Annotated in this window: 13 protein-coding genes; 2 read left to right on the top strand and 11 right to left on the bottom strand. The window is 47.2% G+C overall.

Translation table 11 applies throughout. The features are described 5' to 3' along the window. Positions 1–345: 345 nt before the first annotated feature. The 11 genes from hpnK to LDL18_RS03895 all read right to left on the bottom strand — a co-directional run bounded on the left by hpnK (position 346) and on the right by LDL18_RS03895 (position 13,140). Positions 346–1,191 carry a hopanoid biosynthesis-associated protein HpnK gene (gene hpnK / locus LDL18_RS03945; protein ID WP_296507081.1) on the bottom strand — a complete coding sequence of 282 codons (846 nt, stop codon included), beginning with the start codon at positions 1,189–1,191 and terminating at the stop codon, positions 346–348. 15 nt (positions 1,192–1,206) lie between these two features. Beyond that, a complete protein-coding gene (gene hpnJ / locus LDL18_RS03940; RefSeq protein ID WP_296507080.1) occupies positions 1,207–2,637 on the bottom strand; it encodes a hopanoid biosynthesis associated radical SAM protein HpnJ in 1,431 nt (476 codons plus the stop codon). A gap of 14 nt (positions 2,638–2,651) precedes the next feature. Beyond that, positions 2,652–3,806 (bottom strand): bacteriohopanetetrol glucosamine biosynthesis glycosyltransferase HpnI, encoded by a 1,155-nt coding sequence (gene hpnI / locus LDL18_RS03935; protein WP_296507079.1) that lies wholly within the window; start codon positions 3,804–3,806, stop codon positions 2,652–2,654. A gap of 88 nt (positions 3,807–3,894) precedes the next feature. Next, positions 3,895–4,908, bottom strand: a complete 1,014-nt coding sequence (locus tag LDL18_RS03930; protein ID WP_296507078.1) for an adenosine deaminase — start codon at positions 4,906–4,908, stop codon at positions 3,895–3,897. Positions 4,909–4,944: 36 nt separating this feature from the next. Beyond that, on the bottom strand, positions 4,945–6,066 hold the full coding sequence (locus LDL18_RS03925; protein ID WP_296507077.1) for a purine nucleoside permease: 1,122 nt from the start codon (positions 6,064–6,066) through the stop codon (positions 4,945–4,947). 4 nt (positions 6,067–6,070) lie between these two features. Beyond that, on the bottom strand, positions 6,071–7,396 hold the full coding sequence (locus LDL18_RS03920) for an NCS2 family permease (RefSeq protein ID WP_296507083.1): 1,326 nt from the start codon (positions 7,394–7,396) through the stop codon (positions 6,071–6,073). Next, positions 7,380–7,607 (bottom strand): hypothetical protein, encoded by a 228-nt coding sequence (locus tag LDL18_RS03915; RefSeq protein WP_296507076.1) that lies wholly within the window; start codon positions 7,605–7,607, stop codon positions 7,380–7,382. Before LDL18_RS03915 ends, LDL18_RS03920 begins: the two co-directional genes overlap by 17 nt. Positions 7,608–7,610: 3 nt before the next feature. Beyond that, on the bottom strand, positions 7,611–8,807 hold the full coding sequence (locus tag LDL18_RS03910) for a nucleoside transporter C-terminal domain-containing protein (RefSeq protein WP_296507082.1): 1,197 nt from the start codon (positions 8,805–8,807) through the stop codon (positions 7,611–7,613). Between the two features lie 93 nt (positions 8,808–8,900). Next, complete coding sequence (locus LDL18_RS03905) at positions 8,901–10,502, bottom strand: DHA2 family efflux MFS transporter permease subunit (RefSeq protein WP_296507075.1); 1,602 nt, start codon at positions 10,500–10,502, stop codon at positions 8,901–8,903. After that, positions 10,480–11,685 (bottom strand): HlyD family efflux transporter periplasmic adaptor subunit, encoded by a 1,206-nt coding sequence (locus LDL18_RS03900; RefSeq protein WP_296507074.1) that lies wholly within the window; start codon positions 11,683–11,685, stop codon positions 10,480–10,482. Before LDL18_RS03900 ends, LDL18_RS03905 begins: the two co-directional genes overlap by 23 nt. 21 nt (positions 11,686–11,706) lie before the next feature. After that, positions 11,707–13,140, bottom strand: a complete 1,434-nt coding sequence (locus tag LDL18_RS03895) for an efflux transporter outer membrane subunit (RefSeq protein ID WP_296507073.1) — start codon at positions 13,138–13,140, stop codon at positions 11,707–11,709. Between the two features lie 101 nt (positions 13,141–13,241). Here LDL18_RS03895 and LDL18_RS03890 point away from each other — a divergent pair, with 101 nt between their 5' ends. Then, positions 13,242–13,862 carry a TetR/AcrR family transcriptional regulator gene (locus LDL18_RS03890; protein WP_296507072.1) on the top strand — a complete coding sequence of 207 codons (621 nt, stop codon included), beginning with the start codon at positions 13,242–13,244 and terminating at the stop codon, positions 13,860–13,862. 75 nt (positions 13,863–13,937) lie between these two features. Beyond that, the coding region (gene nagA / locus LDL18_RS03885) for an N-acetylglucosamine-6-phosphate deacetylase (protein ID WP_296507071.1) at positions 13,938–14,796 on the top strand (859 nt) is incomplete at its 3' end.

Below are 14,796 nucleotides of genomic sequence, written 5' to 3'. Positions count from 1 at the left end.
CCGTCATCGCCCTGCGCGAGATCGCCGCCGGCAAGGTCGGCCTGGAGGTGCTCAACCGCGGGCAGGCCTGAGGCCGCGGCCCGGTGCATAAAATAAAGAGCCAGAATAAAACCGGTCAGACTTGCTGCCAGAATGATAATGCGGCTCCATGGTTTATCTTTATTTTTACCGGTCATGAAGTGAAGTAGCCACGCTCTTATGAAAAGAGCCGCCCAAGATTTTAAGCGGCCTATGGGACAAACCCGAAAAGGATAGAAAGGGTCTATTCCATAGAGAGGCCAGAATCGCAAGTTTGATTAACAGAAAAGCAGGTCTTTTAGCGTTTAATAATGATGCTTAAAGCCGTTATTTCCCGAGAAAATCGGAAAAATTACCCAGCTCAATCTGGCGTTCTTTAAGTGCTTTTTTGACGGCTTCATCGGTCAAAGCATGCCATTCTTCAATGGATTCATAGCCTTGAGCATGACCTTCATATTCATCACTGACCGCAGGATGGACATAAATTTCACTCAAGCCTTCCGGCAAATGCTCGATCACGCCTAACATTCTGTGCGGGGTCATATGTCCCGTCCATGCAATGCCAAAAGTCTGATCAGGCACAAGAAGACCGGCATGAACCGATCTTTTCCGAATACCATACGCCCAAGGCATCGCGACATAGTCAGGCAGATGACGCGTCACCGGTTCAATCTCGGCCAAAATATTGATCGGTTCGACAGGGGCGCGCATCGCCTTCAAACCATAACGACGACCAATTGCCAAAATGAGATTGGAAATCGTTGGATGAAGGTGAAAATGCTTATGGGCATTGACATGATCAAGTTTCAGACCGGTAGCGGCAAACGCGCTGAATTGGGCGTTAATTTCGCGCACCAATTGCCGCCGAACACCGGGACGAAAAAAGATATCGACACCGGCTCTCACCATATTGCGGCGAAACATACCATCGCGATCAACGAGATCAGGTATTTCATCAGGCGGCAGAACCGGACGACCTTCGACCAGAACCAAATGAAGACCAACCCCTAATTTAGGGAGTCTTCTGGCGCGTTCGACCGCATCAAAGGCCGCCGGAGCGCCCACCATCAGACTAGCCGCCGTCAACACGCCATCGATATGCGCTTTTTCCACTGCCTCATTAACAACGGTCGCAGCCCCGAAATCATCAGCGGTGACGATCAGCTTTTTCACTTCTTTACTCCGTTTTTAGCAAGCCTCTTTCCGTTCCCGCAGGAACTGGAAGAACTCAACACCTTCGCGCAACCGGCGTTTCATCATGTCAAAGTCACGAACCATTTCGTTGACGATTGAGAAGACTTTACCGGGGCGGAAATAAAAGCGCTTATAGAAAACTTCAACTGAACGGAAGATTTCTTCATGACTTAAATGCGGATAGCTCAAAGGTGCTATCTGGACACCATGTTCATCCACTAATTCAGCATGTGACTGGTCAAGCCAGCCATTTTCGATAGCCTGTTTATAAAGTAAGGTTCCCGGATAAGGGGCAGCCAAAGAAACCTGAATGGTATGCGGATTGATCTCACAAGCCCATTTAATGGTCTGTTCGATCGTTTCGCGCGTTTCACCCGGCAAACCCAAAATGAAAGTGCCGTGGATAGCAATACCCAGATCATGACAATCACGGGTAAATTTCTCGGCTGTTTCGACCCGCATCCCTTTTTTGATATTATGCAAGATCTGCTGGTTACCGGATTCATAACCGACCAATAACAGACGAAGCCCGTTATCTTTCAGAACCTTCAAGGTTTCATAAGGCACATTGGCTTTGGCGTTACAAGACCACGTAACCCCTAATTTACCCAATTCGCGGGCAATCGCTTCGGCGCGGGGACGATCATCGGTAAAGGTATCGTCATCAAAGAAGAATTCTTTTACCTGCGGGAAAGTCTTTAGCGCATATTTGATTTCTTCAATCACATGCTCGACGCTGCGGGTTCTGTATTTATGCCCACCAACGGTTTGCGGCCACAGACAAAAACTACAATGCGACTTACAACCCCGTCCCGTATAGATCGAGATATAAGGATGTTTCAGATAGCCGATGAAATATTTTTCGATTTCAAGATCGCGCTTGTAAATCGGAGTCACAAAGGGCAGCTCATCCATATTCTGCAATAAAGGCCGATCCGCATTATGGACGATTTCGCCTTTATCATTGATATAGCTCAAGCCAAGAATTTCTGACCAATCTTTGCCATCGGCGACATCTTTGATCGTGAAATCAAATTCGTTACGCGCCACAAAGTCAACAATACCCTTGGCATCTTTCAGGCTTTTATCAGCCTCGACCGCGACTTTTGCCCCGATGAAACCGATTTTCATCGCCGGATTGACTTTTTTAAGAGCCGCTGCGGTTTTGACATCGGACGCAAAGCTAGGAACCGAGGTATGCAAAATCGCCAAATCATAATCTGGCGCAATAGCCAAAACTTCCGGTAATTTCGTGCCATGCGGCGGGGCATCAATCAGCTTTGAATCTTTAATAAGAGCTGCAGGCTGTGCGAGCCAGGTCGGATACCAGAAGCTCTTGATTTCACGGCGAGCCTGATAACGAGAACCAGCCCCGCCATCAAAACCGTCAAAAGACGGTGCCTGCAGAAAAAGCGTACGCATCATTATAAAAAGGACTCCTATTTGCGCGAAATGCGCCCGTCAGAATGCAACGTAAGTTCCATTCCCTGCCAATCAACAGAAGAGATAAAGAAGGTCGATAAAAATATTCCGAAAGAGAGTAAATCGCGAAAAGGCAGCTGTAATAACGCGTCCATTCGTGAAACTCCAGTCACCCTATTTATACGCCACCCCAATAACCAACGAGAAGCCAAAGCAAGGCAAAAAACCGGCCAGCTTACCCACCCATTTGTCAACATCAGTCCGATAAAGGCCAAAGGCACGGGATAAGTGACCGCACTTCCGAAAAAGCCGACCGGATTGATATCCCTGATTGTCGCTGACCACCGCAATTCATGCCGAACAAGGGATGAAAAACTTGTTTCTGTGCAGCTATGCGTCAAAATAACCGGTATTACTTCAACTCTTAATCCCAACGCCCTAACTTTTGCACCCAAAACATAATCATCTGCCAAAATATTGGCGAGGCTGTTAAATCCGCCAATCGCTTCCAACGTTTCGCGTTTTATGGCAATCGTTGACCCCATACAAGGGTTAGCTTTCCTAAGAGCAACGCCTACCATAACCGACGGTAAAAAGTTATAGTCAATATTCGCCGCAGACAACCGCGACCAATAACCATTATCCCCTCTTCCGTGATAAAGGCAGGTCACCGCCCCGACATCTTCTCTTTCAAGTGCATGAACGACCTGACGAATATAGCTTTCAGGCACGCTCATATCGCTATCACTGATAATCAAAATATCATGGCCGATATGCGCTGTAATATTGATCAGATTGGAAATCTTGGCATTGGTGCCGTGACTTTTGCTATCCACAATCAAACGGACGGCCGTCTGATTACTGGTAGAGGCAATCTCTCTTACGGTCGCACCTGCTGGATCATCAGGATTCTGGATACCGCAGAGCATTTCATATTCTGCCGGATAATCCTGCTTTAAAAAGGTCAAAAGATTTTCTGTAAGGGCGGGTTCGTCACCATGCAAAGGCTTGACCAACGAAACCGAAGGCCATTCTTTTCTGTTGATTACCTCTTTTTGTTGCCACCACAAAACGACAATCGCGGCCAGAATGGTATAGCCCACACCAGCCAACGCCATAAGCAATGCCAGACTGCCTATAATTGTCAAAAGGACATGCAGGATGGTTATCATTGTTTAATCCTGATCATGAACCGTTCTTATGCCTTTCTGGCCTTATATCTGTGTCAAATCGGACGCCGTTTTATAAACAGGCAGCGTCTTAGAAAGACTCTACATATTTATCCAGAACATCCAGATAAGCTGCGACGGTTTGATCCGGAAGAAATGATCCGAGAAAACTGTTTCTGGCAATTTCAACGAAATCAGCCGCTTTCAGGCCGCAATATTCAGCCAAGGCTTTGTAATTATCATTTACATATCCTCCAAAATAGGCAGGATCGTCCGAGTTTATAGTAACTCGAAGCCCTTGGCGCAACAGATAGGGTAAGGGATGATTGCGAAGATCTGGCACAACCTGTAATTTCTGATTTGAAAGCGGACAAATCGTCAAGGCAATGGCCGAACGCGCAGCCCGCGTCATCAGCAAACGATCTTCAGTAATCCGGTTGCCATGATCGATCCGATCAATATTCAGGATGTCCAAAGCCTCTTTAATATAGGACGCATCGCCTTCTTCACCAGCATGGGCGACCAGCTTCAATCCTTTTCGACGGGCTTCAGCAAAAACATGACGGAATTTTGAAGGCGGATTGCCGACTTCAGAAGAATCAAGGCCGACACCGGTAATCTTGTCGAGGAAGGGTTCAGCCATCCGCAAAGTCGCAAAGGCAGATTCCTCATCCAGATGACGAAGAAAACACATAATCAACTGAACCGACATGCCTAATTCGGCTTCGGCCTTGGCAATCGCGGCCAGCAAACCATTCATGATGACATTAAAAGGAATGCCGCGTTCTGTATGGCTCTGGGGATCAAAAAAGATTTCACTATGAAGGACATTATCGCGATGCGCCCGATAGAAATAGGCCATCGCCAAATCACAGAAATCTTCTTCAGTTTTTAAAACATTGGTTCCTTGATAATAAATATCAAGAAACTCTTGTAAGTTGTTGAAATTATAGGCAGCTTTCACGGATTCAACATCAGGAAAAGGTAAGGTAACCTTATTCCGCTTGGCCAATTCAAACATCAATTCAGGCTCAAGACTGCCCTCGATATGCAGATGCAACTCTGCCTTCGGCAAAGCCGCTATAAATTGTATAAGATTATTCATGTAACATACTCAAATTTAATAGAAAATCGTCAACCCTCAAGAGGCGGGTATATGATCACGATATCGATCCCAATGGGATGATATCTCGCTCACAACCTTGTCACCAACGGTAAAGGCGGCATCCAAAGCCGATTGCATGCCAGAAAGCTCACTACCTTCATGCGCTAAACTGGCGGCAGCATTACTGCCACTTGGCTGGAATGTATAATTGGCACCGGTTCGTAACATCATGACCCGATTATAATCGGCACGGCCTTCTTTAGATAAAACAGCAATGGCTCTTGCAATACCGCTATCCTCCATGCCGGTCATCACAAAATGTCCGCTGCCATCTGTCCAATAAGACACCCATTTTTCGATATGGCTATTGGATAAAACGCCATGCCAAAAAGCCTGCCCTGTTGCCTCGTCACCTTTGACGATTTCAGGCGGGCGCAGCGCAGTTTTATAGGCGGGATAGCCTGACCTTATTTTTTGCAAGGTCGGATTATCCGGCAAAGTTATCTGTGCCGTTTGCTGATATGCCCAATTTTGTAAGCCTTTATTCAAGGCAAAAAGATTATGTGAATTATCGGGACGCGGGGTTTCATAAGGCCGCTTTTTATCCCAAGGGATTGATCCGGTTGACCAATCAGACGGCATTTCTCTAGGGTCAATCGAATAGCCAAAATCACTATCAACGACGTTACCAATCCATGCCGCTGATCCAATGCTTGACGCATTGGGATTAACGCCCGCAATCGCTGCTACTAACCAATAAGCATGCGATAAATCAAAACGATCATCATGTCCCAAAGCCATAACCGAAGTCGCGGCCTGCCCCGTTCCCATGCCGGTATTGATCGCCAGAACACCTGTCTTGGGGTCAAAACGCAGATTTCTAGGCGCGGCAGGAAAATCAATTTTTTCGGGCAAGATATTTGCCCAAGCCTGAAATTCACCCGCTTTGTCGCCTTGGTCTTCCCCGATTTCAAAAGCCGTCAGAACAACAACCCGCACCGGAATTTTCGTCTGCGAGCAGGCACAGGCTTTCTTTTCAGAAATCACCTTTTTCGGGACGACCGCACCACCGCTTTTTCCAGCAGCCATAGCGGGCGCATAGAACAAAGCCAGCCCGCCTAAAAGGGCAGCTAATTTTTTATATCGGCTGATTTTCATCCCGTTATCCCCTCGCCAGATAAACAAAGCGGCCAATAAACAAAGCGGCCAATAAACAAAGCAACCAATCGTCTTTTTTGAGCTTACCCTTGGCTATTTTCAAAGCCGTATAGGCAATAATGCCAAAAGCCAGACCATTCGCGATGGAAAAACTCAAAGGGATCACAATCAAGGTCAAAAAGGAGGGCAAGGCTTCTTCGATATTATTCCAGTCAATTTCAATCAATGGAGCCATCATCAGCGACCCCACCAGAATAAGAGCGGGTGCCGTTGCCCCAATCGGAATAATCTGGGCATAGGGCGCAACCCATAACATACACAGAAACAATAACCCGACGATAACCGCGGTCAAACCGCTTCGACCTCCGGCCTGCACCCCTGCGGCACTTTCAATATAAGAAGTGACGGTAGAGGTGCCGGATAAAGCACCAACCAAAGTCGCAATCGCATCGGTTAAAAGCATCCGGTTCAAATTAGGAATGTTGCCGTCTTTATCCATCAAACCGGCGCGTTTCGTCACGGCAACCAAGGTGCCGATATTATCAAACAGATCAACAAATAACAGGATGAACAAAATCTCGATAATGGCCGAACCGAAATTATGACCCCGAAATAAAGCGCCTTTGATATCAAGGGCAAAGGCCGTTTTACCCAACATAGCGGGGCTATAATCACTGCCAGAAAAATGGACAAAACCGGATAAGATGCCGATGAAAGTCACGGCCAAAATACCGATCAGGATCGCCCCCCTCACCCGATAAGCCATTAAAATAGCGGTCAGAAGAAGACCTCCTATGGCTAACAGCGTTTGCGTATTTCCCAGCGATCCCAAAGTTACCAAACTTGAGGCGCTCGCCTGAATAATGCCGGCATTTCTAAGACCAATAAAAGCAATAAAAAGCCCGATACCACCTGCGGTCGCGGAAAAAAGAGAATGAGGAATGGCCTTGATAATCATTTGCCGAATACCGGCAAAAGTCAGAAACAGGAAAATCGCCCCTGACAGGAAAACGCAGCCCAAGGCTTGTGTCCAAGGAATTCCCATCTGCCCAACAACGGTAAAGGCGAAATAGGCATTCAACCCCAATCCGGGTGCCAAGGCCAAAGGTGTATTGGCATAAAAACCCATCAAAAGACTGGCAAATCCGGCCGCAAAACAAGTTGCAGCCGCAACAGCAGCGTAAGGCATACCCGCCTGTGCCAAAAGGGTCGGATTGACCACAATAATATAAGCCATGGTTAAAAAGGTCGTTAAACCTGCCATGACTTCGGTGCGAATAGTTGTCCCGCGTTCTGTCAGCCTGAAATAGCGGTCAAGCCATTGTTGCATGATATCCCCCATTTCCGCCATTCGTTACATTATATTGCCAAGAACTGACAGGACTTTGTCGCCTTGATCCAAAATTTTTCAAAAGGGAACGTAAAGGATTAAAAAAAGAGACAATATCTTTTAATATATCGCTACATAACATATTGAAAAATAAATATTTTTCTTCCAATAATTGTGGATTAAACTGATATTTTGCAATCGTTTTTGACATAATTCAGGACACCAATAAACCGGCTAAGGTGGCACTCATTAAATTGGCAAGAATGGCGGCGACCAACGCCTTTCCGCCCAATCGGGCAATTACAGGTCGTTGCTGCGGCACGATGCCGCCTATCACGGCCATTTGAATGGCAATCGATGAAATATTAGCGAAACCACACAGCGCAAAAGTCACAATAGCCATGCTATGAGGAGACAAATCGGACGTTATCTGGCCAAAATGGATATAGGCAATAAACTCGTTCAGAATAACTTTCTCACCCATCAAACTACCGGCCACGCCTGACTCTGTCCAAGGCACGCCCATCAACCACATAACAGGACGGAAAGCTGTGCCGATCAAACTCTGAAAAGTAACGTCAGGCCAACCAAACCAGCCTCCAACCATCTGGCAGATTCCATTGGCCATAGCCATCAAGGCAACAAAAGCCATTACCATTGCCCCGACAGCCACAGCCAGCTTGACCCCTTGTTGGGCGCCTTCGGCGGCTGCCATAATGATATTGGCTGATTTTTTCTGATGAGGCGCAATTTTTTCTTCAAAATCACTGGCCTCTGCCAAATCGGGCATCATAATTTTGGCCATCATGATACCGGCTGGCGCTGCCATCAGGTTGGCGGTTAACAGATAATCTAACCGAATACCCATCTGGGCATAAGCTGCCAACAAGGTGCCAGCAATCCCACTCATCCCTGTAACCATAATGGTAAACAGCCTTTCGGGCGGCAATTCAGCCAAATAGGGTCCCACGACCAAGGGGGATTCACTTTGCCCAACGAAAATATTGGTTGCACAATTGATGGCTTCAACCCGCCCGATCTGGGTCAATTTCTCAATCGCCCCTCCGATCCAACGCACCAAAAATTGCATCAAGCCAAGGTGATAAAAAATAGAAATCAGGGAAGAAAAAAAGATCAGAACCGGCAAAGCCTGCATCGCAAAATTATGGCCCAAAGGCGATGTCGCCAAAGGGCCAAAAAGAAAAGCCGAACCGGCTGACGCATATCCAATAAAATTATTCACAAAGCGGGCAATCGCCGCCATCATATTTTGCCCAAAAGGGACATAAAGAATAAGAATGGCAAGGATAATTTGCGTTAAAAAAGCACCAAAAACCTGCCGTATTTTAATTTTTCGGCGGTTCGACGACAAGCCAAAAGCAACCGCAATAAGGCATAATGCTCCCATCATGCCCGTTAGATGTTCTGTAAAAATAGCCCCTACCCCTTTCAATTACCTGCCTTCGTTTCTTCTATACGAAGGCAGGCATCTTCGGGAAGACTGTTATCCCTGCTTTTCTTGCTTTTTCTTGGGCGCTGGTGCCAACCAGATCACCGAAGAAGCCACAACGAAAACCATCGTGCTGATAAAGAAAATATGGGTCGTTGATAGCGCGTAAGACTGCGTATCCACCAAAGCATCGAAAAAGGCTCTGGCTTTCAGAGTATTTTGCCCACCCATTTGCAGAACGGGCAAGATGGCATTCGGGGTCGGAATGATATTGGCCAGTTCATTATGCATCTTACGAGCATAATCTTCCCAAACCGTGGTTGACCAAGAGGTTCCGATAGCGCCCGCCAAAGTTCTCAAAAAGTTCATAAGACCGGCAGCAGAAGTCGTTTCCTCTGGTAACACCGAAGATAAAGCAAGGGTCGTTAAAGGAACAAAGAAGAAAGGCATCCCGATCCCTTGCAAAAATTGGGGAACAGCAAATATCCAATAGCTGCTATTGGTATCCCAAAAAGTGCGAAGCGCGGTGCATCCTCCCAACCATAAAATACCGAAACTAACAAGAATACGGGCATCGACCTTCCCGCTTAACTTCGCAACGATGGGAGAGAAAAACACTGCCAAAATACCGGACATAGCGGTCACAAGACCGGAATCAGTTGCGGTATAGCCCATAACACGTTGAAGCCATTGCGGAATAATCACAGCCGAAGCGAAAAACACCCCGAAACTAAAGGATAGGGACAGAACACTGATCGTAAAGCCGCGATGCCGAAAGATCTTAAGATCAACGATCGGTTGTTTTTCGGTTAACTCCCAAATCACAAAGACAACGAAGCCGATTGCTGCCAGAATAAGTAGCGTAACAATCATCCGACTGCTCAACCAGTCATGATCATGACCAAGATCAAGGGCGATCTGGAGACAAGCAATCCAGATAACCATAATAGTGAGGCCGCCCTTATCAATATATTCTTTCAGGGTGCGGGTTTCGACACTCCGTAACAGGGCAAAAACACCCATGGCACAGATAATCCCGATAGGAATATTGATATAGAAAATCCACGGCCACGACCAGTTGTCACTCAACCACCCACCCATAATAGGACCAATAATAGGCGCAGTAATGGTCGTCATTGCCCAAATACCCATCGCCTGCGCATGCTGCTCTTTTCTGAACACACGCAGCAAAAGCGTTTGAGTAATCGGCATCAATGGGCCACCGAAAAATCCCTGCAAACAACGGAAAATCAACAAAACCATCAGGCTATGTGAAAAACCGCACAGGCAAGAGAAGCTGGTAAAACCGATAATTGAAATAAAGAACAAAAGCACGGTGCCGAAACGACGGGAAAGCCATCCCGTCAATGGCACACAGATAGCTTCTGCCACAGCATAAGACGTGATAACCCAAGTGCCTTGGGAGTTGGAAACCGCAAGGTCTCCCGCGATATGAGGCACAGAAACATTGGCAATGGTTGTATCGAGCACAACCATGAAATTGGTCAAAGCCAGAATGATACAAGCAATAGCCTGTTTAGAACCAGACAGCAGACCTTCCGCCGAGGCAGGCTGCCTTTGACCATCGGGAGGGCCAAAGGAAAAACCTGCAAAAAAGTCATGAAAGCGATGACTAATTTTTTGAAGAAAGGTCAATGTCAGCCTCCATCGACAAACCCACGCGCAACGGATGGGCTCTCAATTCCTTGGGATCAAGGGCAATACGGACAGGCAAACGCTGGACGACTTTGATCCAGTTACCCGTCGCATTCTGGGCAGGAATGAGAGAAAAGGCAGATCCGGTGCCGCCTGAAAAACCGACGACATGACCGTGATAAACCACATCACCACCATAAAGATCGGATTTGACCGTCGCCGTCTGACCAACCTTGACCTTGCCAAGCTGGGTTTCTTTGAAATTGGCATCGACATATATCTGTTCGATAGGCACAATAGTGGCAATCGGAGTGCCGACATTGACGCGCTGGCCGACCTGAACCTGTCTTTGGGTCACAACACCCGCCATGGGTGCGCGAATTTCCAGACGACTATTGTCTAAACGCGCCTGATCCAAGGCGGCTTTTGCAGCACGAACCTGCGGATTGGTACTGACCGTTGTATTTTTAATCAAAGCCTGATTAGCTTCAAAATTACCGATTGCTTCTTCTTTTGCGGCATGTGCCTGATCGACAGCAGCATGACTTTGTAACAGAGCTGCCCGTGCTTTTTCCAAAGCATTGGAAACCGCCGTCATTTCATCCCGTGACACGGCACCGGATTCAACTAATGAACGACGACGGTTATAGTCGGTTTCTGCCCGATGATAGGTTGACTGCGCGGACAGGTAATTGGCTTCGGCCTGTTCGACATTAGCCTGCTGCGCAACAATGGCTTGGGACAAGGCATCACTGCTGGCTGAAGTTTGTCCGAATTTTCTTTCTGCAGCGGCAAAATCAGCTTCAGCCTTTGCTAAAGAAATCTTCTGATCATCGGGATTAAGACGAACCAGTAAATCTCCCTTCTGAACCTGTTGGGTGTCTGAAACAAAGACCTGCGCGACGGGTCCCGAGACCAAGGCCATGACCTGCGCGGATTCCGCATTAGTATAAGCGTTGTCAGTTGACGCATGACGGGAACCGACCAAGAAATACCAAATGCCGTAAATAATCGCGATGACGACCAGCACTATCGCCAGATAGCGCAACCAACGTTTTCTATTGGATTTATTCTGTTCGTCCGGCTCGGAAACGGTATTCTGGGTAGCGTCCTGTTTATCCAATGACAGCTTGCTGTCACCCTGATCTGCGGCGGCCTGAACCGTGGTATTGTTATCTGCCATAGTTGTCACTCACAAAAAAAGTTATGCTGCCGTAAAACCGCCACCCAAAGCCTGAATCAAAGAGACATCAAGCTGGAAGGCTCTCGCCCGAAGATCGGCGACTGCTTTTCTAAGGGTCAGGACATTTTCCTCCCCCTGCAAAACCTCGATATAGGTCACGAGACCGCTTTTATAGCGATTTGCTAACACATTATAGGAAAGTTCGGCATGATTAAGGGCTTGAACTGTTTGGTCAAGCTGAAGATTAAGTTGTTTTTGACTGGTTGCCGCATCAGCGACCTGCTGCAACGCCTGTGACAAGGTTTTGTCATAGCTGGCAACGGCTTCCTGATAGGTAGCCCATGCCTCACGATATTGACCGGATAGGCTGCCACCTCTGAAAATAGGCAGATTAAGCGCCGCACTCGCTGCCCCCAAAGCCAGACCATGGGTAGCCATATGCTCCAAAGCGCGCGTCTGATAACCGACAATACCGTTTAGGCTGATATTGGGGTAAAATTGGGTTTTTGCCACTTTGACGCGATAACCGGCGGCTTCCGCTGTCAAACGAGCGGCCACAATATCAGGCCGCCGCCCCAAAAGATTCAAAGCCGCATTATCTGGCAAACCGACTGCCCGCAATTTCACAGATTGAGGCCGCGTGATCGCCATACCGCGATCAGGTCCTGCCCCCATCAAAGCGGCAATCTGATGCCGAACCAGATCAATGGATTCCTGATTAGCTGTCAGATCTGCTTGGGCATTCGCCAGTCTGGCGCTGGCATCTTGCATGGTTGAATCATTGTCCAATCCATGCCCCAATCTTTGCTGGGTCAATTCCAATACATGGTTACGGACAGCCAATGTCCTATTTAGAACCTGCTGTTCTTCAAATAAACGAGACAGATTGGCATAGGCTGCCGCAATACTGGTCGTCAGGGTCAAAGCGGCTTCATGAGAATCCACGACGGCCGCTTTTGCTTCCGAGGTAGCCGCCGCCAATTTGGCGCGATATCCACCCCAGATATCAATATTATAACGAATAGTCAGGAATGATGATCCGCCATCACCCCAATCTTTAAACTCATCATTCCGACCCGTCACTTGCCGGATTTCCTGATCCCGCATTAAATGACCGGCACCCGTTCCGACAAACCCATTCACCGAAGGTAGTAATCCCGCACCGGCTACTTGTTTACTACCGGCAGCCGATAGGATACGCGCCTTGGCAATCGCCATATCCGGCGCTTTTGCCAAAGCCTCGGTCATCAATTGGTCAAGCTGGGGATCACCATAAGACTTCCACCAACCTTCACCAGGCCAAGCGGAACCATTACCGGCAAGGGATTGCGCCGTTGCATAATCATGCACGTCTTTTACTTTTGGCGCTTTTCCCAATTTGGGAATTGAGGCACATCCTGTCAGCAATAGCGCTGCTACAGAAATACTGGTAATGAGTGATCGTTTAAGATGCATAAATTCTTCCGTACTAGATAGTACAACTTTTTTCTTGTGCGCGAAGGTGGTTTTTGTCAAGGGAAAAACCGTACCATAGAGTATTTTACATTATGGAAATTATGAATATATCAAAGCAGCATAAAGGTATTGATCGCCGAGAAGCTATTCTGGAAGAGGCAAAACGCTTTTTCCTTGAAAAAGGATATGCCGAAACTTCCATGTCAGCGATTGCGGCCAAAGTCGGAGGATCAAAGGGGACGTTATGGTCTCATTTTCCTTCAAAAGAAGCCTTGTTTCGGGCTGTGATTGAACGGCTGGCGGGTGAATTTCACAAAGTTTATACAGATTTGCTTAATCCACAAGCTGAAATTGAAATTACGCTGAACCAATATGGCTGTCATTTCTGTCGGAATATTATCGAATCTGATAAAAGAGCCTTGTTTCGACTAGCGATTGTTGAATGTTGGCGTTTCCCTGAAGTCGGAAAAATTTTTTACGAAGCAGGGCCCCAAACCGCCATGCGGAAATTGGCATCCTATTTTGCTTCAGCCATGGAAAAGAAACAGATCCGTCAGGAAGACCCTGAATATGCAGCCTCTTTCTTTCTTCACTCTCTAAGCGCTCGCAGTATCGCTTCCAGACTTTATAATATCCCCCAAGAAAATCTCGCGAATAAAGAAGAAATAGAGGCTGATGTCAGTCAGATTGTTTCCCTTTTTCTCAAGGCTTACGCGCCTTAATTCGCTTCTCTTTTTGGTCTTTTCAAAAATCTAACGCCTGTCTCTGATTTTCTCATTCTCCCGAAAGAAGTTTTGATGCAGCTTGCCTTTACGCATGGACAAATCGTTACACCAGATACGATATTGACCGATCACAGCCTGTTAATCGAAAATGGCGTGATAAAAGCCATTACCGATCAACCGCTGCCTTGCGATATCCCAACCATAGACCTGCATCATCAGATCCTTTTGGCAGGTTTTATTGATATTCAGGTTAACGGTGGTGGTAGTTACCTTTTTAACGATCATCCTGATGTAAACGCCATTTCAAAAATTGCGGCGGCGCATCGTGCTTTTGGCACCACATCTTTACTACCGACTTTGGTCAGTGAAGAGACGACAGCTATCAAAACAGCCGTTCATGCCATTGAAGACGCTATTCAGGCGGGTATTAAAGGCATTGTCGGCCTACATATCGAAGGGCCTTTTATTGCAATGACGCGGCGTGGCATCCACGCGGCCAGCAAAATTCGTCCGATCAGTGAAGATGATATCAACTTTTTATGCAACAGCGCTCGAAAGAATAAAGATAATTTCCGAATTCTCCTGACCTTGGCACCGGAAACAATGGATGCCTCACTTATTACTCGACTGACAAAGGCTGGCGTTATTGTCTCTATTGGTCATTCGGATAGTGATTACGAAACTGCCATGAATGCGCTCAAGGCAGGGGCAAGCGGCTTTACCCATTTATTTAATGCCATGTCTCAAAATACCAGCCGTTCGCCTGCCGTTGTCGGGGCAGCGTTAGATAGTGATAACGCTTATGCGGGCATTATTGCTGACGGGGAACATGTCCATCCATCGAATATCCGCCTTGCCTATAAGGCAAAGGGCGCAGAGCATTTAATGCTGATAACCGATGCAATGCCACTAACGGGATGGGACGAAGATC

Source organism: Zymomonas sp. (assembly GCF_020216885.1).
GTDB lineage: Bacteria > Pseudomonadota > Alphaproteobacteria > Sphingomonadales > Sphingomonadaceae > Zymomonas.
This window is presented reverse-complemented; position numbering and strand designations above follow the sequence as displayed.